This window comes from Streptosporangium sp. NPDC048047 (assembly GCF_040653115.1).
GTDB lineage: Bacteria > Actinomycetota > Actinomycetes > Streptosporangiales > Streptosporangiaceae > Streptosporangium.
Map to the genome: position 1 here is coordinate 16,807 of NZ_JBEZNH010000036.1, position 19,300 is coordinate 36,106.

The 19,300-nt window shown below is 73.5% G+C and carries 19 protein-coding genes; 7 read left to right on the forward strand and 12 right to left on the reverse strand.

The genetic code is table 11. From position 1 onward, the window contains the following. Positions 1 to 7 precede the first annotated feature (7 nt). The 5 genes from AB0D67_RS26345 to AB0D67_RS26365 all read right to left on the reverse strand — a co-directional run bounded on the left by AB0D67_RS26345 (position 8) and on the right by AB0D67_RS26365 (position 6,100). Positions 8 to 562 carry a type II secretion system F family protein gene (locus AB0D67_RS26345; RefSeq protein WP_362941187.1) on the reverse strand — a complete coding sequence of 185 codons (555 nt, stop codon included), beginning with the start codon at positions 560 to 562 and terminating at the stop codon, positions 8 to 10. A gap of 560 nt (positions 563 to 1,122) precedes the next feature. Then, complete coding sequence (locus tag AB0D67_RS26350; RefSeq protein WP_362941190.1) at positions 1,123 to 1,827, reverse strand: type II secretion system F family protein; 705 nt, start codon at positions 1,825 to 1,827, stop codon at positions 1,123 to 1,125. Further along, complete coding sequence (locus AB0D67_RS26355) at positions 1,824 to 3,143, reverse strand: TadA family conjugal transfer-associated ATPase (RefSeq protein ID WP_362941193.1); 1,320 nt, start codon at positions 3,141 to 3,143, stop codon at positions 1,824 to 1,826. The genes AB0D67_RS26350 and AB0D67_RS26355 overlap by 4 nt, the downstream gene beginning before the upstream one ends. Continuing rightward, on the reverse strand, positions 3,140 to 4,198 hold the full coding sequence (gene ssd / locus AB0D67_RS26360) for a septum site-determining protein Ssd (protein ID WP_362941196.1): 1,059 nt from the start codon (positions 4,196 to 4,198) through the stop codon (positions 3,140 to 3,142). The genes AB0D67_RS26355 and ssd overlap by 4 nt, the downstream gene beginning before the upstream one ends. A 1,128-nt stretch (positions 4,199 to 5,326) precedes the next feature. Beyond that, positions 5,327 to 6,100 carry an oxidoreductase gene (locus tag AB0D67_RS26365; RefSeq protein WP_362941199.1) on the reverse strand — a complete coding sequence of 258 codons (774 nt, stop codon included), beginning with the start codon at positions 6,098 to 6,100 and terminating at the stop codon, positions 5,327 to 5,329. A gap of 744 nt (positions 6,101 to 6,844) precedes the next feature. Here AB0D67_RS26365 and acs point away from each other — a divergent pair. The 5 genes from acs to AB0D67_RS26390 all read left to right on the forward strand — a co-directional run bounded on the left by acs (position 6,845) and on the right by AB0D67_RS26390 (position 12,167). Further along, positions 6,845 to 8,830 (forward strand): acetate--CoA ligase, encoded by a 1,986-nt coding sequence (acs, locus tag AB0D67_RS26370; RefSeq protein ID WP_362941202.1) that lies wholly within the window; start codon positions 6,845 to 6,847, stop codon positions 8,828 to 8,830. A gap of 161 nt (positions 8,831 to 8,991) precedes the next feature. Continuing rightward, positions 8,992 to 10,242: a Na+/H+ antiporter NhaA gene (gene nhaA, locus AB0D67_RS26375; RefSeq protein ID WP_362941205.1), complete on the forward strand. Its 1,251-nt coding sequence runs from the start codon at positions 8,992 to 8,994 to the stop codon at positions 10,240 to 10,242. A 14-nt stretch (positions 10,243 to 10,256) separates the two neighbouring features. Beyond that, a complete protein-coding gene (locus AB0D67_RS26380; protein WP_362941208.1) occupies positions 10,257 to 10,730 on the forward strand; it encodes a phage holin family protein in 474 nt (157 codons plus the stop codon). Beyond that, complete coding sequence (locus tag AB0D67_RS26385) at positions 10,727 to 11,650, forward strand: alpha/beta hydrolase (RefSeq protein WP_362941211.1); 924 nt, start codon at positions 10,727 to 10,729, stop codon at positions 11,648 to 11,650. Before AB0D67_RS26380 ends, AB0D67_RS26385 begins: the two co-directional genes overlap by 4 nt. A 61-nt stretch (positions 11,651 to 11,711) precedes the next feature. After that, positions 11,712 to 12,167: a DUF309 domain-containing protein gene (locus AB0D67_RS26390; protein ID WP_362941214.1), complete on the forward strand. Its 456-nt coding sequence runs from the start codon at positions 11,712 to 11,714 to the stop codon at positions 12,165 to 12,167. Positions 12,168 to 12,359: 192 nt separating this feature from the next. On the opposite strand, the gene AB0D67_RS26395 is transcribed toward AB0D67_RS26390, so the two are convergent. Beyond that, on the reverse strand, positions 12,360 to 13,562 hold the full coding sequence (locus AB0D67_RS26395; protein WP_362941217.1) for a MarP family serine protease: 1,203 nt from the start codon (positions 13,560 to 13,562) through the stop codon (positions 12,360 to 12,362). Positions 13,563 to 13,634: 72 nt separating this feature from the next. Here AB0D67_RS26395 and AB0D67_RS26400 point away from each other — a divergent pair, with 72 nt between their 5' ends. Then, on the forward strand, positions 13,635 to 14,351 hold the full coding sequence (locus AB0D67_RS26400) for a HEAT repeat domain-containing protein (RefSeq protein ID WP_362941220.1): 717 nt from the start codon (positions 13,635 to 13,637) through the stop codon (positions 14,349 to 14,351). Here the strand turns inward: AB0D67_RS26400 and AB0D67_RS26405 are convergent. Next, positions 14,301 to 14,942, reverse strand: coding sequence for a CoA pyrophosphatase (locus tag AB0D67_RS26405; RefSeq protein ID WP_362941223.1), 642 nt, complete (start codon positions 14,940 to 14,942; stop codon positions 14,301 to 14,303). The two genes, AB0D67_RS26400 and AB0D67_RS26405, sit on opposite strands and share 51 nt — an antisense overlap. 176 nt (positions 14,943 to 15,118) lie before the next feature. Beyond that, on the reverse strand, positions 15,119 to 15,838 hold the full coding sequence (gene nth / locus AB0D67_RS26410) for an endonuclease III (protein ID WP_362941226.1): 720 nt from the start codon (positions 15,836 to 15,838) through the stop codon (positions 15,119 to 15,121). Positions 15,839 to 15,925: 87 nt separating this feature from the next. On the opposite strand from nth, the gene AB0D67_RS26415 reads away from it, so the two are divergent. Beyond that, entirely contained in the window at positions 15,926 to 16,606 is a 681-nt protein-coding gene (locus tag AB0D67_RS26415) for a Crp/Fnr family transcriptional regulator (RefSeq protein ID WP_179820706.1), read from the forward strand. A 120-nt stretch (positions 16,607 to 16,726) separates the two neighbouring features. Here AB0D67_RS26415 and AB0D67_RS26420 read toward each other — a convergent pair whose 3' ends face one another. The 4 genes from AB0D67_RS26420 to AB0D67_RS26435 all read right to left on the reverse strand — a co-directional run bounded on the left by AB0D67_RS26420 (position 16,727) and on the right by AB0D67_RS26435 (position 19,198). Beyond that, entirely contained in the window at positions 16,727 to 17,524 is a 798-nt protein-coding gene (locus tag AB0D67_RS26420; RefSeq protein ID WP_362941229.1) for an MBL fold metallo-hydrolase, read from the reverse strand. Continuing rightward, positions 17,521 to 18,462 carry an NUDIX hydrolase gene (locus AB0D67_RS26425; protein WP_362941232.1) on the reverse strand — a complete coding sequence of 314 codons (942 nt, stop codon included), beginning with the start codon at positions 18,460 to 18,462 and terminating at the stop codon, positions 17,521 to 17,523. The genes AB0D67_RS26420 and AB0D67_RS26425 overlap by 4 nt, the downstream gene beginning before the upstream one ends. 125 nt (positions 18,463 to 18,587) lie before the next feature. After that, the gene (locus AB0D67_RS26430; protein WP_362941235.1) at positions 18,588 to 19,046 is read right to left on the reverse strand and encodes a RidA family protein; all 459 of its coding nucleotides are present in this window, start codon (positions 19,044 to 19,046) and stop codon (positions 18,588 to 18,590) included. Beyond that, the gene (locus tag AB0D67_RS26435) at positions 19,043 to 19,198 is read right to left on the reverse strand and encodes a DUF4177 domain-containing protein (protein ID WP_012887236.1); all 156 of its coding nucleotides are present in this window, start codon (positions 19,196 to 19,198) and stop codon (positions 19,043 to 19,045) included. The genes AB0D67_RS26430 and AB0D67_RS26435 overlap by 4 nt, the downstream gene beginning before the upstream one ends. Positions 19,199 to 19,300 lie beyond the last annotated feature (102 nt).

The window sequence follows — 19,300 nt, forward strand, 5'->3', positions numbered from 1 at the left end:
CCGGACGTCAGGGAAAGAGCACCTCGTCGGCGAGACCCGCGACGACGGGGATGATCCCGAGGAGGACGAAGGCGGGCAGGAAACAGAGGCCGAGCGGTGCGACGGCCTGAACTCCGACTCGACGGGCCGCGGCGGAGGACACGGCCCGTGCCTCGTGACGGGAGTCGTCGGCCAACCGGCTGAGGACATCGGCCACCGGAGCACCGCTGAGAGCCGCCCTGCTCATCGTCCGTGCGAGAGGCGCCAGCGGGCGTTCGGCGGCGAGGGCCCGCCAGGCGCTCTCCGGTGCCGCTCCCAGTCTCAACTGCCCGCTCACCCAGGCCAGCCGTTCCGCGATCGGCCCGCCGATCGCCTCGGCCGTGACGTCGACGGCTCCGGTGACCGGTTGTCCCGCGCGAAGGCAGGCGACCATGAGATCCGCGGCCAGCGGCAGGTCCGCCGCCACACGGTCCTGCTCACGGCGTGATCCGGGAGGCTCTCGCCTGCGGAGCGACACCCACGTGACCACGGTGCCGAGCGCTCCCGCGGCGACCCCCGGGACGCTTCCGACAAGGAGGAACACCACGACACCCACGGCGGCGCAGAGCAGCGCCTCTCCCCGGCCGGGTCGTCGCCTCGCGGCCGGAGCGCCGTCCGCCGTGGGGAGCCCGAACAGGGACGCCCCGTCTCCCGCCCGCGACGTCCCCGGACTCCACGGACTCCACGGGCTCGCCGGAGCCACCGATCCCGGTGAGCCCGGCGGGCCTGACGGACTTGATGGGCCCTTGGCTCGCCCGGCCCGGTGAATCCGGTGGACGCGCCGAGCCGGTTCGTCAGGTGGTATCCACAGCCATCCCGCGAGCGCGGTGAGCATGACGGTGACCAGTCCGATCATCTGCCTCTCCCGAGTCGTTCCTCACGCTTCCGAACCTCGAACTTCCGGCACCCCGCGCTTCCCGGACCCCGCGACTCTCCGGCTTTCGTGCCTTCGCGGGCTCACCGCCCCGGAGCGCACCGCCTCCGGTGCCCGTGGCCGCCTGAGCCCGCCGCTTCCCGGTCCGTGGCCGCTCCTTCCGCCGGCCTTTCCGCCGGCCTTTCCGCCGGCTTTCCGGTGGCCTTCCGGTGGCCGCTCCCGCTCCACGGTCAGGAGCGTTCCGCGCGAGCCGCCAGGCGGTGGGTCCACCACAGGCCGCAGCCGTCGAGCGCCAGCCCGGCGAGCAGGCAGCCGAACCCCGCCGGGCCGCCGAACAGGAAGCGCAGCGGCCGCATGCCGAGCCCGGTGGCCATGACCAGGCCGAGGGCCGGCAGGACCGCCAGCAGGCGTGCGGTGGCACGCGGGCCGGCGAGCTGGGCGGTGACCTCCTGGCGATGCGCCTGGGCCTCCCTCAGTGAGGCGGTCACCCGGTCGACGAGGGCCGACAATCCCGCCCCTGCGGTCGCACTCACCCGCCAGCAGGCGGCCAGACCGCGGAACGCCTCTCCCCCTTGCTCCGGTGCGGCGGCCAGCAGGGCGGCCGGAACGTCGCCCCCGTCTCTGGCCGCCGCCACCAGCGGCCGCACCGCCACCGGGTCGGGGAACTCCGCGACCGCCGCGGCCCGGGCCAGCGCCTCACCGGGTGTCCGCCCCGCGGTCAGCTCCGCCGCCAGCCCCTGGCACAGCTCCAAGGAGGCGGCCCGCCAGGCCGCGGCGCGTCTGGCGGGCCTGGAACGGCGGGTGACCCTCTCCTTCAGGGAGGAAACCCGGAGGAACGGACGACGGCCCATCCGGAGGAGACGCGCCGTCCCCGGGTCCGGCCCGGTCCACAGCCAGACTGCCAGGGAGACGAGGAACACGGCCGCCGCCGTCACGGCCACGCCTCCGAGGTGCCGTGGCCAGGAGGCCCGGAGGCGGGAGGACCTGGGGTGTGACGCTCGGGGGTGGAGACCCGGTACACCGGACGGGCCGCCACGGTGGTGATGTCAGGGATCCGCGCCCTGAGGGCCACGAACCCGGGGCCGGGGATCACCTCACCCCCGGACGGGAAGGTGAGGGCCGGTTCGGCCTCCACCAGACCCGAGGGGCGACGGATCATCATGCAGATCTCGGCCACCCGGCGGCGGCCGTCGGCGTGGTCGCGGACAAGGTGGATGACGACGTCCAGAGCGGCGGCGATCTGGCTGTGGACAGCCTCGCGGCTGAGACCCGCGGCGCACGCCAGGGCCTCCAGCCGGGGCGGCACATCGGTCGCGGTGTTGGCGTGGAGGGTGCCGCAGCCGCCCTCGTGCCCGGTGTTCAGCGCGGCGAGGAGGTCGACGACCTCGGCGCCCCGCACCTCGCCGACGACAAGGCGGTCCGGGCGCATCCGGAGTGCCTGGCGGACGAGGTCGCGCAGGCAGACGCCGCCCACTCCCTCAAGGTTGGCCGGGCGGGATTCCAGGCGCACCACGTGCGGGTGCTCCGGCCTCAGCTCCGCGGAGTCCTCCACGAGCAGCAGCCGGTCACCGGGATCGGCGAGGGACAGCAGGCTCGACAGCAGTGTGGTCTTGCCCGTGCCGGTGCCGCCGGTGACGAGGAAGGCGAGCCTGGACTCGACCACCGCGGTGAGCACCGGGACGGTGCCGGCTCCGATCGCGCCCGCCTCGACGAGGTCGGCGAGGGCGAAGGCGCGGCGGGGTGGGAGCCGCAGGGACAGGCAGGTGCCCCCGGGCGCCACCGGCGGCAGGACGGCATGGAGCCGGACGCCGCCGGGGAGCCGGGCGTCGACGTAGGGGCAGGCGTCGTCGAGTCGCCGCCCCGCCGCCGCGGCGAGGCGCTGGGCGAGCCGCCGGACCGCGTCCTCACCGGGGAAGACGATCGGCGTCCGGCGCAGACCGCATCCGTCGTCGACCCACACCTCGCGCGGGCCGTTCACCAGCACGTCGGTGACCTCGGTCTCGGCCAGCAGGGGCTCCAGCGGGCCCGCTCCGATCAGGTCCGCACACAGGGCCCGGGCGACCGCCAGTATCTCGGCGTCACCGAGCACCGCGCGCTCGGCTCTGAGTGCGGCGGCGACGTGCGCGGCGCTGGGCTCGACGCCGGCCCGGGCCAGCCGTACGCGGACCGCCTCCACCAGGTCGGGTGAGACGGCCGCGGCCGTGCCCGCGGAGCGGTCGCCGGCACGGCCCGCGGCCGGTTCCCGGCTCATGCCCCGGCGCCGTTCTCGGGCCCGTACAGCGAGTTCAGGAACGAGGAGCAGAAACGGCCGAGGGAGGTGCGACGGCCGACCGGCGGGGCGTCACCGCGGTTGAGCGCGGCGGCGAGCCGGGGCTGGTCGGGCAGGGCGCCCACGGAGGGGACGCCCAGCGAGGCGGTGACCACGCTCTCTTCGAGGACCCCGCCGCGCACGACGGCGCGCACCTCACCCGTGTGCTCGCGCAGCCCGGTCAGGACCTGGGCGGCGGCCAGCACGCCGCGCACGTCGGCCGTGACCACGAGCAGGGTGACGGCGGCCCGGCCGAGCGCCTCCGCCGCGGCCGGATCGAGGCGGCGAGGGAGATCGACGATCACCAGATCGAAACCCCGCGTGCCCGATTCGAGGACCGAACGCATCGCCTCGGCGGGGATGGCCTGGGCCTCCCCGCGGTGGAAGGAGAGCAGGGTCAGCTCGGCGAAGGAGGGCAGGGCGGCCTGGAGGGCGGTGAAGCTGATCCTGCCCTCGCGGGCGACCAGGTCGGGCCAGCGGGCCCCTTCGGCCTCCTCCTGGCCGAGGAGCAGGTCGAGGCCGCCGCCGAGGGGATCGGCGTCCACGAGGAGGGTACGGAGGCGGCGACGGGAGGCGCTCAGCGCCAGCGACGCGGCCAGAACACTGGCCCCCGCCCCGCCGCTCCCGCCCACGACGCAGACCACGCGCCCCGCTCGCTCGGCCGGCTCCACGACGTCGGCGAACTCGTCGACCAGTCGCCGCTCGGCCGACGGCAGTTCGAGGACGGACTGGGCGCCGACCGCCACGCATCTGCGCCAGGTGTCGGGTTCGTCCGGAGCGCGGGTGACCAGCAGGACGCGAGGTCTGGGCGGTGGCCCGGTGGCGGCCAGGGCGTCGGCCAGGTCGCTGCCGACCACGACCAGCGGCGCGCGGTTCCAGTAGGGCCGGGCGTGTGCCGGGGCGTGGGCGACGTCCAGCTCGGCTCCGGCTGCGGCCGCGACGCGGAGCAGGTCGTCGAGCAGGTCGGGGTCTTCGGTGATGACCAGCGGGCGGTCCATGGGTGCCTCCCTGAAATGCGGAAGGCCCACTTTCCGGGGAAGGCGCCCGTCCCCGGGGCGCCGAACGCCGCTCTGTGGAAAACTCCGGCGGCGCGGCCACCCCCTGTGGACAGCAGGATCGGCGCGCCGTACGGACGGACCCGTGCGCCCTGCTCCGAAGGAGCGCGGGGCCGCGAAGGGGTACGAGCACGCGGGCGGAGGGGAGAACGGAGCCGGAACCAGGCCGGAGAGACCGCCGGGAACATGACCGGGACGGAGGCCGGAAAAGCGGCGACCCCCGCAGGGGGGAGAGCGGGGGTCGCCGATCGGTCCGGCTCTGGGGGGGTAGAGCCGGTCCCGTTTCAGAAGAAAGCCTTCAGCGGTATCCGAGGCGGAACGGGATCACTTCCGAACGAACTCGTCCGCTGCCGCCCCGGTACGGGGATACGCCCTAATGCTGCCCGATCGACTTGAGTTTCGTCGAGGAGTAAACGGCGATTTCTTACGGTTTTTCTAAGGTAACGATTCCGTCGCGAGGAACTGCCCATTCATCGCTCCCCACCGTTGAGGCTCCGCGGACACGAAGAGTGACACGGCAGACACGATTCCCAGTTTGTACGCTCATGTCCCCTATGTCGGGCAAGTGAGGTTGGTCCATGAATGTCCCTCGGTCTGTAAAGGTCTTGGTCTCAGGGGTTCCCATCCGCCTCGATCCGGCATAGAAAGGGTTCAACGGACCACTTGTCCGGGGCATGGCCATCGGGCACCCACGTGCCGCCGAGCCGCGGGAGGCATGTCGGAGCGGGCTCCAACCCGCTCAGTGACATCAGGGTGCACGCCTGGTAACCCGTCTGGACGTGCCAGCGACGGCGCTCCACACCAGGAGCGCCGTCTGCTATGTCCGCGACCGGGGCCAGGCCGCGCCTGTGACCGGAACGCGACTGCGGCCGGGCCGCGCCTGTGACCAGAGCGGACGCCCCACCGTCACACCCGACCAGAGCGAACGCCCCACCGGCACACCTGACCGGACGCCCCGCCGGCACACCCGACCGGACCGGGCACCCCATCGGCGTACCCGATCGAACCGGACGCCCCACCGGCACGCCGTCCGCTTCGGACGCGGGAGGCCCCGGCGCATCCGGGGTCCGGTCAGCCGCGCTGCATGGACTCGCAGATCGCCGTGGCCTCCCGCACTCCGAGGGTCACCGCCGAGGCGCAGTGCCGCACCCAGCGCGCCACCCCTTCCGGGGTGCCGAGTATGTAGGAACGCAGGGCCTCCGGGTAGCCGGGACCGAGCTCGGCGTGACCCACCTCGACGGCCACCAGGGACTTGGGGTCGAGGCCGAACTCCACCAGGCTCAGCCGCTCCGCGGCCCGGGCGATCACGCCGTCCGCCGACCCGAACGGCCGCAGCACCGCCAGCTCCGCGTGCACGATGGCGGCGAGCACCAGGGCGGGCGCCGTGGACGTCCCCGTGACGAGGCCCACCAGCCCGTCCACCCGGGCCACGGTCTCCTCCGGGCCGGGCGCGGGGCCCACTCCCAGGGGGTCGGGCGCCTCCGCGGCGGCCCGGGGCCGCCCGAGGTCCTCGGTCAGGCCGGTCGCGGCGAGGGTGTGCAGCCTGGCCAGCACCTGGCGCGGCGCCGTACGCCACGTGGGGCCGAGCCGGCCGAGCTCGGCCGAGACGCGCAGCGCGCCCTGGACGACCGGGTCGGTGGCCTCGGGGATGGCTTCGAGGGGGACGTCCGCACCGTCCAGCGCGGCGGACGCGCGTGCCCCGTGCAGCGCGGACATGGCCGACACCTGCGGGCTCTTGCGCCGCAGCACGCGATGCCGGTAGAGCCGGTCCACGGCCGCGCGCGCCTCGGCGACGGCCTCGGGCACCCCGGGGAGCTCGGAGATGGCAGCCAATGGGTCGTTCACGTCCCCGACCCTACCGGCCGGTCAACAAAGGACCGCCGCCGCCCGCCGGACGATCCCGGTATCCGCTCCGAACCCCGAGCCCCGAACCCCGAGGGATCCGCGTGGCGAGCCCGCGGCCGGGCGTCCCGGCCCGCCGGGCCTGTGGCCGCGCGCCCCCGTGGCGGTCTCCGGCCGCGCGCCCCGTACGGCGAAACCCGGCTCTCACCCGGCGAAGCGAGCGGCGAAACCCGGCTCTCACCCGGCGAAGCGAGCGGCGAAACCCGGCCCTCGCCCGGCGAAGCGAGCGGCAGAACGTCCGGCAGAACGTCCGGCGGAGCATCCGGCCCGCGCTCCGGGCGGCATCGCACCGTTCTCCCCGCGCCCCGCCTCCGTTCCTCCTCCTGCCCCCGATACGGCGCCGCCGGTCTCCGGCCGGGGCCGGACCGGATCGTCAGGCCGATTTGGCCCGTCGCCGAAACGCCCGGTGCGTGCGACGGGAAACGCGCGCCACGCCGTTCGGCGAACGCATACCACCGCCCACCGCAACCCCCTGTAAAACCATGTGAATAACGCTTTATCCATTCTTATGGTGTCGAAAGCACAACGGTTTTCCGGCGCGCGTCATCGGCCGCCGAGACCTTTGTGAACCGCGCCGACCCCCTATCACCGGTTGGTACAGACCTGTCTAGACCTCTTGTGGCGGGCACCGCCAGCCTGGTGAAGTGGGACCGTCCAGACCGACCGGCCGTACGTAAGGAGTGCGCAGTGACCCCGGAGACCCCTGGTTCCGAGTCGCGTGAGACCCAGGAGACCTTGTCGAACCTGCTGCAGGAGACCCGGCGGTTCGCGCCTCCCGCCGCCCTCGCCGCGGCCGCCAACGTGACGGCCGACGCCTACACGGAGGCCGAGGCGGACCGCCTGGCGTTCTGGGAGAAGCAGGCCGCCCGGCTCGCCTGGTCCAGGCGCTGGGACACCACGCTGGAGTGGAACCCGCCCTTCGCCAAGTGGTTCGTCGGCGGAGAGCTCAACGTCGCCTACAACTGCGTCGACCGCCACGTCGAGGCGGGCCGCGGCGACAAGGTCGCCTACCACTGGGAGGGCGAGCCCGAGGGCGACAGCCGTACCCTCACCTACGCCGACCTGCAGCGCGAGGTCTCCAAGACGGCGAACGCGCTGCGGGAGCTGGGCGTGGGCAGGGGCGACCGGGTCGCCGTCTACATGCCCATGATCCCCGAGCTGCCGATCACGATGCTGGCCTGCGCCCGCATCGGCGCGATCCACTCGGTGGTGTTCGGCGGCTTCTCCGCGAGCGCGCTCAGCGGCCGGATCAAGGACGCCGACGCCAAGCTCGTGGTGACCGCCGACGGCGGCTACCGCAGAGGCGCCCCCAGCGCCCTCAAGCCGACCGTGGACGAGGCCGTCAAGGAGTGCCCCGGCATCGAGCACGTCCTGGTCGTGCGGCGGACCGGCCAGGAGGTGGACTGGACCGACAAGGACGTCTGGTGGCACGACCTGGTGGACCGGCAGTCCGAGACCCACGAGGTCCAGGCGAACGGCGCCGAGGACCCGCTGTTCATCCTCTACACCAGCGGGACGACCGGCAGGCCCAAGGGCATCCTGCACACCACCGGCGGCTATCTCACCCAGGTCGCCTACACCCATGACGCGGTGTTCGACCTCAAGCCCGACACCGACGTCTACTGGTGCACCGCCGACATCGGCTGGGTGACCGGCCACTCCTACATCGTGTACGGCCCGCTGGCCAACGGCGCGACCAGCGTCATCTACGAGGGCACCCCGGACACCCCGCACCGCGGCCGGTTCTGGGAGATCGTGCAGAAGTACGGGGTCACGATCCTCTACACCGCTCCCACGGCGATCCGCACCTTCATGAAGTGGGGTGACGACATCCCCGCCAAGTACGACATGTCATCCCTGCGCGTCCTGGGCAGCGTCGGCGAGCCGATCAACCCCGAGGCGTACGTCTGGTACCGCGAGCACATCGGCGGCGAGCGCTGCCCGGTGGTGGACACCTGGTGGCAGACCGAGACCGGCGGCGTCATGATCAGCCCGCTGCCCGGCGTCACAGCGGCCAAGCCCGGCGCGGCCATGCGCCCGCTGCCCGGCATCAGCGCCGACGTGGTCGACGACCAGGGCAACTCCGTGCCCAACGGCGGTGGCGGCTACCTCGCGATCCGCGACCCGTGGCCGTCGATGCTCCGCACGATCTGGGGTGACGACCAGCGCTACATCGACACCTACTGGTCGCGCTTCGAGGGCATGTACTTCGCGGGCGACGGCGCCAAGAAGGACGAGGACGGCGACATCTGGCTGCTCGGCCGGGTCGACGACGTCATGCTCGTCTCCGGCCACAACATCTCCACCACCGAGGTGGAGTCGGCCCTGGTCTCCCACCCGAAGGTCGCCGAGGCCGCGGTGGTCGGCGCCACCGACCCGGTCACCGGCCAGGCCATCGTGGCGTTCGTGATCCTGCGCGGCAACGTCGAGGAGAGCGACGACGTCGCCGCCGAGCTGCGGAACCACGTGGCGAAGACGCTGGGCCCGATCGCCAAGCCGCGGCAGATCCTGGTGGTCCCCGAGCTGCCGAAGACCCGCTCCGGAAAGATCATGCGGCGTCTCCTGCGCGACGTGGCCGAGAACCGCAGCATCGGCGACGTCACCACGCTCGCCGACAGCACGGTGATGAACCTCATCTCCGAGAAACTCCCCAGCGCCAAGAGCGACGAGTGACCCCCGGCCCGTGTGGCCCCGCGGGCCGTGAATCCACGGACCCGCGGGGCCACACGGGCCGAAAAGGGATTTTCCAGCCCATGTAGGCTGACGGGCAGGTGTGCCGGGAAGTCTGGTCGGCCGGTGGGGGAACGACCTCCGCCGCGTTGCCAGGAGGTCCCATGCCCCGTCCCGCACGCCGTCCCGCCGAGATCTGGCCTTTCGGGCCCACCATCCGGTACGGCCGCCAGGTCGCCGAGGCACTGCGCGCCGAGACCGTCGGCGGCGTCGTCATGCTGCTGGCCGCGGTCGCCGCGCTGGTCTGGGCCAACGTCTCCCACGACTCCTACGAAGGGCTGCGCGCCGCCTCCTTCGGCCCACAGGCCCTGGGCCTCGACCTGGAGCTGTACCGGTGGGCCCAGCACGGCCTGCTCGCGGTCTTCTTCTTCGTCGCCGGCGTCGAGGTCAAGGAGGAGTTCGTCCACGGTGAGCTCGCCAACCTCCGCAAGGCCGCGCTGCCCGTCATCGCGGCGATCGCCGGGATGGTCGTGCCCGCCCTGGTCTACCTCGCGGTGAGCCGGGGCGCGCCGGACGCGGCCCGCGGCTGGGCCATCCCCACCGCCACCGACATCGCCTTCGCCCTCGCCGTGCTCGCCGTGACCGCGAGCGCGATGCCGGCCGCGCTCCGGGCGTTCCTGCTGACCTGCGCCGTCGTGGACGACCTCGGGGCGATCACCGTCATCGCCGTCTTCTTCAGCCACGACCTGAACCTCCTCGCCCTGCTGGCCGGAACGGCGATCATCGCCCTGTACGGCCTGCTCCAGGCCCGCCGGGTCCGCGGTCTGTGGATCTATCTCCCACTCGCCCTGGCCGCCTGGTACGCCGTGGAGATCAGCGGTGTTCACCCGACCGTCGCCGGGGTAGCGCTGGGGCTGATGACGCGAGTGCACGCCGCGCCGGGTGAGACGGGCTCCCCCGCCGAACGGGCCGACCACCGGATCCGCCCCCTCTCGGCGGGCCTCGCCGTGCCCGTTTTCGCGCTGCTGTCCGCCGGGGTCCCGCTCGACCTGGCCGGGCTCGGCGACGCGGCCGGCGACCGGGTGGTGCTCGGCGTGGTCGCGGGCCTGGTCGTCGGCAAGTTCATCGGCGTCTTCGGCGGCGCCTGGCTGGCCGTACGGCTCGGCCTGGCGAGGCTGGCCGCGGAGCTGAGCTGGCGGGACATGGCGGCCGTGTCCACCCTGGCGGGAATCGGGTTCACCGTCTCCCTGCTCATCGGCGACCTGGCCTACGGCGGCGACCAGGGGCGGGCGGACGCCGTGACCGTCGGCGTGCTGGCGGCGAGCCTCATCGCCTCGGTCCTGGCGGCGGTCCTGCTCAGGGTGCGCGTGCGCGAACACTCGGCACGCAGGATGATGGTCGACACCGGCCCTTGATTGGAGAACCCCAGATGACACAGATGCCACCCGCGGAACCCCAGGAGGAGTCGCTGGGCTCGCTGGTCGCCGCGGCCACCGACCAGATCTCCACCCTGGTCCGCGCCGAGATCGAGCTGGCCAAGTCCGAGCTCAGGTTCGACGCCAAGCGGGCCGGCGTGGCGGCCGGCCTGTTCGGCGCCGCCGCGTTCATGGCCCACCTCTGCCTGATCCTGGCCTCGTTCGCCATCGCCTACGGCCTGGTCGCCCTCGGCGTCTGGACGTGGCTGGCGTTCACGATCGTCACGGTGTTCTACCTGGTGGTGGCGGCCCTGTTCGTCTACCTCGGCATCCGCCGGCTCAAGGGCCTGACCGGGATGAAGCGGACGCTGCACTCGCTGAAGACGCTCAAGAGCGGCGAGAGCGACCTCCCCGTCGCGGCGGCGCCCGTCCCCCCGACTGCGGGCCAGGTCGGCTCGCACCGTGAGCCGGTGAGCCGGGACCTGTGAACGCCCCCGACGAGTCCCTGGTACGGGTCGAAGGCCCCTGGACCCACCGCTCGGTGCACGCCGGCGGGACCCGCTTCCACGTGGTGGAGGCCGGCGAGGGGCCGCTCGTGCTGCTGCTGCACGGGTTCCCGCAGTTCTGGTGGACCTGGCGCAACCAGCTCGTCTCGCTGCCCGCGGCGGGATACCGCGCCGTCGCCGTCGACCTGCGCGGCTACGGCGGCAGCGACAAGCCGCCGCGCGGCTACGACCTGCCCACGCTGGCCGGTGACGCGGCCGGGCTGATCCGGGCACTGGGCGAGAGCGGCGCCGTCGTGGTCGGCCACGACTGGGGCGGGCTGCTGGCCTGGACGATGGCGGTGTGCGACCCCAAGGCGGTCCTGCGGCTGGTGACGGTGTCGGCCCCGCATCCGCGCAGGCTCCGCGCGGCCCTGTTCGGCGAGCCGTTCGGCCAGCTGCGGGCGGCCTCCTACGCGCTGGGCTTCCAGCTTCCGTTCCTGCCGGAGCGCCTCCTGACGGCCGGGGACGGGGCGAAGGTGGGCCGGATGCTCGACGAGTGGTCGGGGCCGGGCTGGCCGGAGGAGGACGTGGCGAGGACCTACCGCGAGGTGTTCCGCATCCCCACGGTCTCCCACTGCGCGGTGGAGTACCACCGCTGGTTCGCCCGCTCCCAGCTCCGTCCCGACGGGCTGCGGTACGCCAGGATGATGCGGAAGGGGATCGACGCGCCCACGCTGCAGCTGCACGGCGCGCTGGACCCCCACGCCCTGCCGCGCACCGCCCACGGCTCGGGCCGCTACGTGACCGGCCCCTACCGGTGGAAGATGATCGACGGCGCCGGGCACTTCCCGCACGAGGAGCGCCCGGAGGAGTTCGACGCCGAGCTCGTCTCCTGGCTGGCCGACCCGGAGCCGGGCCGGTGATCCCACGCGACCGCGTCCCCGGGGCGTCCCCGGCCCGCTGTACGGCGAAGGAGTCCGGCCGGTGATCCCCAGGGACCGCGACCCGGAGGGACGGCCGCGCAACCGGCGGCCCCGGGACGCCTTCGGCAGGCCGCTGCCGCACGACGCCGAGGGCGTCGAGCGCGTCCCCGACGACTACGCGCCGAGTGCCGCCGAAGCCCTGTCGGAGGCGCGGCGGCTGCTCGGCGAGGGCCGGCCGTTCCACGCCCACGAGGTGTTCGAGGGGCGGTGGAAGAACTCCCCGGCCGGGGAGCGGGAGCTGTGGCAGGGGCTGGCGCAGATCTGCGTCGGCCTCACCCACCTCCAGCGCGGCAATCGTCGCGGGGCCGCGGCGCTGCTCGCCCGGGGAGCGGACCGGGTCGAGGGGTACGGCGTGCCGTACGAAGAGGTCGCCAGGACCGCCCGGACCCTGGGGGACACGGACGCCGGGGCGGCCGTCGCCGCGATCCGCGACCTCCTCGACGGACCCGGGCTCTGAGGAACCCGGGCTCCGCAGGGCCCGGGACCTCCCCGGGCGGATGACGCGGGTCCCGGCCCGGTGACGCGGGGCTCCTCCGCGGGACACCCCGGAGGCTCCGATGACCGGGTCCTCCGCGGAAGCGCCGGGAGCCCGGCCGCGGGAACGGTCCGCCTGCCGGTGGGGTGACCGCCGGGAGCGGGCTTCGCGGGGTCAGCCGCCGCTCTGGTCGCACTCCTGGGTGCTGACCCGGTTGACCAGCCGCGAGCCGTCCTGGGCGTCCGGCGTGACCTCGGCGGCGGTGAGGACGTATCCCGTCTCGCGCTGGTCGAGGGCCGCGGCGAAGACGACGCCGTAGACCTTGCCCTCGGGGGAGAGCAGCGGCCCGCCGGAGTTGCCCTGCCGTACCAGGCCGCGGATCGCGTAGACGTCGCGGAAGACCGTCTTGCGGTCGTAGATGTCAGGCCCCTTCGCCTTCTGCTGGCCCCGGATGCGGGCGACGTTGGGTGTGAAGCCGTGGCCGTGCGGGAAGCCCGCGACGATGGCGTCGTCTCCCTTCTCGGCGCCGCCGTCGAAGCGCAGGACCGGGAGGTTCAGGCCGGGGACGTAGAGGATCGCGATGTCCCGGTCGGGGTTGTAGAGCACGACCCTGGCGTCGTGGACGTTGTTGAGGTAGTCGGTGACCTGCAGGCCCTGGTCGACGCCCGCGACCACGTGGGCGTTGGTCATGATCCGGTTCTGGGAGTAGACGAAGCCGGTGCCCTCGATGTGCCTGCGGCAGCTCGTGGCGATGCCCTGGACCTTGACGATGCCCCGGCGGGCCCGCGAGAGCTGCGATCCCTTCAGCACGCCCTGGTCGGGCGGCGGCACCTCGACGAACTGGCCCGCCCCTATGGCGTCGAAGACCTTGGGGAAGCCGGAGGTGTCGATGAAGCTCTTGAACGGCTTCTGGAAGTCCTTCGCCGCGGTCGGCAGCGCCTGGTCGACGGTACTGATCAGCAGCGACTTGTTGACCTGCTCGCTGAGCAGCGTGAACTGCGAGGAGGCCAGCAGCGATCCGATCAGCCAGGCGGTGACCAGCACCGAGAACGCGCTGGCGAAGGTGCCGCCCACAGCGTCGACGACCTTCGCGGGCTCCCAGGTGACGTGGCTGCGGACCACCGCGCCGATCGTCGAGGAGGCGAACTGCCCGATGGTCGCGCTGAGGAACACGATGACGATGGCGAGCAGCGCCCGCTCGGTCTCCCCGTCGACCACGGCGGCCGCGATCGGCGGGGCGATGAACATGCCCAGCAGCCCTCCGCCGACGAATCCGACGAAGCTCAGCGCCCCGATGATGAACCCCTGCCGGTATCCCGACACCGCGAAGGCCACCATCAGTGCGATCAGGATAAGGTCGAGGAGATCACCACTCACCCCTTTACGGTATCCACCGACCGGCCCGCGCGTGCACTCCTTCGGTGACGTGCGGCCCGTTATCGTGGCCGTATGGCAACGATCGGGGGGTCGGCGCCCGTGGCGGCTCTCATAGAGACCGCGCTGCGGGACCAGGAGGACGGCGAGGTCCGCTGGCACGTGATCGGGCTGCTGGGCGAGCGGCACGACCTGGAGACCCTCGCCGCGGCGCGGCGGCTGTGCGACGGCGGGACGGTGGCCGAGCGGACGCTCGGGGCCGACATCCTCGGCCGTCTGGGCCTCAACGACCGCGGCCTGCCCATCCTGCGCGCGCTGGCCGCCCGCGAGGAGGACCGGACGGTCCTGTACTCGGTGCTGATCGCCTTCGGCCATCTCCACGACCGCCGCGCGCTGCCGTCGGTGATCCGCCTGAGCGAGCATCCCGACCCCAGGGTGCGGTACGGCGCGGCCTACGCGCTGCCGAACATCGTGGGCAGGCCGCCGGACCCCACGGGCCTCGCGGCGCTGCGGCGGCTGGCCGCCGACCCCGACGACGACGTGGCCGAGTGGGCCTGCCTGGGCCTGGCGCTGTCGACGGGCGGCGCGATCGACGGCGTCCGGCCGGCCGCCGCGACCGGTGACGGGCGGCCGGCGACCACCGGCGAGGAGAGCGCGCGACCGTCAGGCGGCGGGACCGGCGGACGGCCGTCAGGCGATGGCGGGGCCCGCGCCGGGCGGCCGTCAGACGGCGGGCGGCCGTCAGCGGGCGGCGAGGTTGACGACGTCCGGGGGGATGTCCTCGACCCGTGAGCGGTCCCAGGGCCGCTCGAATCCCGATCCGGCGAGCACGCCGTCGAGCACTCCGGCGGTGAAGCCCCACACCAGCAGCCCCCGCACCCGGAACGCCGGGCCGCTGTAGCCGCTCGGGTGACGCAACCGGAGGCGGTTGACCGGGTCGACCAGCTCGGCCACCGGGACCCGCTCCACCGACTCCACCTCGTCGGGCGAGGCCGCGTGGACCGCGCACGGGGTGTGCCACCAGCCCACAACCGGGGTCACCCGGTTGTGGCTGTGCGAGACGTACAGCTCCGGCATCGTGCCGACGACGTGCACCCCCGCCGGGTCGAGGCCGGTCTCCTCCCGCGCCTCGCGCAGCGCGGCGGCGACCGGGCCGCCGTCGACGGGATCGACCCCGCCGCCGGGGAACGCGGGCTGGCCCGCGTGCAGCCGCCCGCGCCGGCTGCGCTGGATCAGCAGCACGTCGGGGCCGAGAGGGCCCTCACCGAACAGCAGCAGCACCGCGGCGGCGCGCCCTCCGGAGGCGGGCGGGCGCAGCATCGGGGGAACCGGCGCCTTGGCGGCTCTCCTGGCGAGGGTTTCCAACCATCCGGGAACTTCCACGGGTACACCTCCGATCTTCTGCAACACCTCGGCCCGGCCGGTTGCTTCCCGGGTCCCGCCGCTTCCGGAGGGTTCGCGGGAGCCGGGGCGGCGGGGGCCGAGGGTGCGCGGGTTCCATGATCCTCTCCGGCCCGTCCGCCTCTCCGGCCCGTCCGCGGCAGGGCCGGGCGGCCGGATCAGGAGAACGGTCCGGGCCGCACCAGTTTCCCGGCCTGGACGGGATCGACCGGGCCGATGCCGTACGAGGGGCAGAGGGCGGCGAGCGGGCAGACGCCGCAGGCGGGTTTGCGCGCGTGGCACATGCGGCGGCCGTGCCAGATCATGCGGTGGGACGCCATCGTCCAGTCGCGTCTGGGGATCAGCTCCCCCACGACCTTCTCGATCTTCACCGGGTCGGTCTCCGTGGTCCAGCCGAACCGGCCGGCCAGGCGCTGGAAGTGGGTGTCCACGGTGATGCCGGGGACGCCGTACGCGTTGCCCAGCACGACGTTCGCCGTCTTGCGGCCCACGCCGGGCAGCTTGACGAGGTCGGCGAGCCTGCGGGGGACCTCGCCGCCGTGGCGCTCGCAGACGGCCTGGGCCATGCCGACGATGCTGGCGGCCTTGGCGCGGAAGAAGCCGGTGGACCGGATCAGCTCCTCCAGCTCGGCCCGGTCGGCGGCGGCGTAGTCCTCCGCTGTTCTATATTTCATAAAAAGAGCTGGAGTGACTAGATTGACCCTTTTGTCGGTGCACTGTGCGGACAGGATCGTCGCGACCAGCAGTTCGAGCGGGTCGCGGAAGTCGAGTTCACAGTGCGCGTCGGGGTAGGTCTCCGCCAGGATCCGGTCCATTCGCCGGGCACGACGGACCAGGGCGAGCCGGGTCTCACCAGCGGGGATGATGTTGCGGGCCACCCCGACAGCCTACGCGTACGGCCCCCTTTGGGACTGCGCGGTGGGATACGTCACAATGACTGCGTGAGCCGTGAAACAGGAGGCACTGTGAACACCGACGACGTGCTGGGCAAGGCACCTCTGTTCGCGGCGCTCGACCGTGAGAGCGCCGCGGCGCTGCGCACGAGCATCTCCGAGGTCACCCTGTCCAAGGGGCAGACGCTCTTCAGCGAGAACGAGACGGGCGACCGCCTCTACGTGGTGCTCGAAGGCAAGATCAAGCTGTCCAGGACCGCGCCGGACGGCCGGGAGAACCTGCTGAGCGTGCTCGGCCCGGGTGAGATGTTCGGCGAGCTGTCGCTGTTCGACCCCCGTCCCCGCACCGCCTCCGCCATCGCCCTGACCGACGTCCGGCTGGCCGGGCTCGGGCACGACGACCTGCGTCCCTGGCTGACAGGCCGTCCCGAGGTCGCCCTGCACCTGCTGCGGGCGCTGGCCCAGCGGCTGCGCCGCACCAACGACGTGCTGGCCGACCTGGTCTTCACCGACGTCCCGGGGCGGGTCGCCAAGGCGCTGCTCGACCTGGCCGACCGCTTCGGCCAGCGGATCGACGACGGCATCCGCGTCCACCACGACCTCACCCAGGAGGAGCTGGCCCAGCTCGTCGGCGCGTCCCGGGAGACGGTGAACAAGGCCCTCGCCGACTTCGCCCAGCGCGGCTGGCTGCGGATCGAGGCCAAGGCCGTGGTCATCCTCGACCTGGAGCGCCTGCACAACCGCTCCCGGTAGGACCCGCCGGGACCGTTGGGACCGTTCCCACGGCGTTCCCACGACTAGCCGGACCACGCGACCGACCGGGCCCACGCGACCGGCCCGGCCGGCTGGCCGTACGGGCGGGCCACGGCGCGGTCAGTCCTCCAGGTAGCCGAGCTGGGCTCGGACCGACATCTCGGCGGCCGGCCAGAGCGACGGGTCGACGTCCGCGTAGACGATCTCGACGATCTCCCGCGGCGTCGTCGCGCCCCGGGCGCGGGCCGCCCGGATCTGGTCCAGCCGCCGCCTGCGGTGCGCGACGTAGCCGTCCAGCGCGCCGATCGGATCGGCCAGCACCGGACCGTGGCCGGGCAGCAGGGCCTCGGCCCCGGCCCGTTCGGCCGTCGCCCGCAGCCGGTCCAGCGACCGCAGGTAGTCGGCCAGGTCGCCGTCCGGGGCGATCACGGTGGTGCCCCGGCCGAGGACGGTGTCGCCGGTCAGCATCGCCCGGTCCTCCGGCAGCCAGAAGCACAGCGAGTCGAACGAGTGGCCGGGCGTGCCGACGACGTGCAGCTCCAGGTCGCCGGCGGTGACCACGTCGCCGTCGGCGAGGCCCTCGTCGCCGAGACGGTGCCGGGGGTCCAGCGCCCTGACCGGCGCGCCCACCAGCCCGGCGAACCTCCGCGCGCCGCCGCTGTGGTCGTCGTGACCGTGGGTCAGCAGGATCGCCGCCACCCTGCGCCCGGCCAGGCGGGCGGCGACCCGCGCGAGATGCGCCTCGTCGTCCGGCCCGGGATCGACGACGAGCACGTCCTCCTCCACGTCCTGGCGGCCGATCACCCACGTGTTCGTGCCGTCCAGCGTCATCGGGGACGGGTTGGGCGCCAGCAGCGCCAGGGTGTGGGCCGTGCCGGAGCCGTCCGGCCCGCCCAGGGGTATCCGCAGCCCGCTCACCGGCGGCCCTGCCTGAAGTACTCGCCGTCGAGCACCAGGCACAGCTCCCCGTCCACCTCGGCGACCTCCGGCATGAGCGTGACGATCTCCCGCCGTACGGCGAGCACGTCGGCCACGGTCGCGTACCCGGCGAGCTCGCCGAGCGTGCGGTGGGTCGGGGGCATCAGGAAGATCCGCCCGTCCCTGGCCCCGGCGAGCGCGTCGGCGGGCCGGGCCCAGGTCACCTGGTCGGCCTCGCCGCCGACGTCGCGGGTGCGCTGGCCCGCGGGGAGGGCGGCGACGAAGAAGCGGGTGTCGAAGCGCCGGGGCTCGACCACCGGGGTGATCCAGTGGCCCCAGGGCCGCAGCAGGTCAGAGCGGAGGACCAGTCCGCGCCCGGCGAGGAAGTCGGCGAACGACAGGCTCCGGTCGATCAGGGCCAGCCGGTCGGCCTCCCAGTCGTCGCCGGTGGTGTCGGCCACGACGGACGTCGGGGACGAGCCGGCGAGCAGGACGCCCGACTCCTCGAACGTCTCGCGCACCGCGGCGCACACCAGGCCGCGGGCGAGCTTCTCGTCCGCCCCGAAGACCTCGCCCCACTCGGCGGGCGACGGCCCGGCCCATGCGACCGCGTGGTCGGCGTCCCGGGGGTCCACCGACCCGCCGGGGAAGACGTAGGCGCCCGCCGCGAAGGCCATCGCGGCCGTGCGCCGGAGCAGGTAGACCTCAACGCCCCCGTGCCCGGACCCCCCGGTGTCGATGCCTCCGGCGCTCCCGGAGTCTCCCGCGCCCCCGGCGCTCTCGACGTCCCCGGCGCTCTCAACGCCCTCGGCGTTCGCGGTGCCCTCGCGCAGCAGGACCACGGTGGCGGCGTCCCGGGCCGGAACGGGCCGCGCCCGCCCGGCCAGGATGTCGCGCGCGCGCTCGCCGTCCGCGCCGGAAAGCGGGAACCCGCCCATTCAGATCCTCCACCAGAACAACAGTCGGTCTCGGTGACCATCATGTGGCAGGTCCGCCGCTCCGGACAATCGCGGCCGGCCCCGGTGGCCGGGCCGGGACCGGCCCGGCCACCGGCGAGCCGCCGTCAGCGGACCTCGGCGATCAGTTCGACCTCCACCGGCGCGTCCAGCGGGAGGACCGCCACGCCCACCGCGCTGCGGGCGTGCCCGCCGGTCTCGGCGAACACCTTGCCGAGCAGGTCGCTCGCGCCGTTGATCACCTGCGGCTGCCCGGTGAAGTCGGGGGCGCTGGCCACGAAGCCGACGACCTTGACGATCCGCACGATGTTGTCCACGCCGCCCGCCGCCGACGCCGCGGCGGCCAGGGCGTTCAGCGCGCAGATCCCGGCGAGGCCGGCGGCCTCCTCCGCGGTCAGCTTCTCGCCGACCTTGCCCGTCGCCACGAGCCCGCCGTCCACCATCGGGAGCTGGCCCGAGGTGTAGACGTGGTTGCCCGTCCGGACGGCCGGGACGTAGGACGCCAGCGGCGCCGCGACCTCCGGCAGCGCGATGCCCAGCTCGTCCAGCCTCTGCTGCGGCGTCACTGCTTGGGCCGCTTCAGGTAGGCGACCAGCTGCTCGGGGTTCGGCCCCGGCACGACCTGGACGAGCTCCCAGCCGTCCTGGCCCCAGTTGTCGAGGATCTGCTTGGTCGCGTGGACCAGCAGTGGCACCGTCGAGTACTCCCATTTCGTCATGGGGGACACATTAGCGAGGCGGGCCCGGCCGGCGTCCGCCCTACGCCGCCCCGCGATCGCGCGCCCGTTCCGCCCCTGGTCCGTCCCCGTTTCGAGGCCGTA

What these genes read in the sequence shown, in the direction of transcription:
- nhaA (WP_362941205.1), top strand. Translation starts at nt 8,992, where the DNA reads ATGCCCCGTCCCGCACGCCGTCCCGCCGAGATCTGGCCTTTCGGGCCC.
- AB0D67_RS26380 (WP_362941208.1), top strand. Translation starts at nt 10,257, where the DNA reads ATGACACAGATGCCACCCGCGGAACCCCAGGAGGAGTCGCTGGGCTCG.
- AB0D67_RS26355 (WP_362941193.1), bottom strand. Translation starts at nt 3,143, where the DNA reads ATGAGCCGGGAACCGGCCGCGGGCCGTGCCGGCGACCGCTCCGCGGGC.
- AB0D67_RS26400 (WP_362941220.1), top strand. Translation starts at nt 13,635, where the DNA reads ATGGCAACGATCGGGGGGTCGGCGCCCGTGGCGGCTCTCATAGAGACC.
- ssd (WP_362941196.1), bottom strand. Translation starts at nt 4,198, where the DNA reads ATGGACCGCCCGCTGGTCATCACCGAAGACCCCGACCTGCTCGACGAC.
- AB0D67_RS26425 (WP_362941232.1), bottom strand. Translation starts at nt 18,462, where the DNA reads ATGGGCGGGTTCCCGCTTTCCGGCGCGGACGGCGAGCGCGCGCGCGAC.
- AB0D67_RS26435 (WP_012887236.1), bottom strand. Translation starts at nt 19,198, where the DNA reads ATGACGAAATGGGAGTACTCGACGGTGCCACTGCTGGTCCACGCGACC.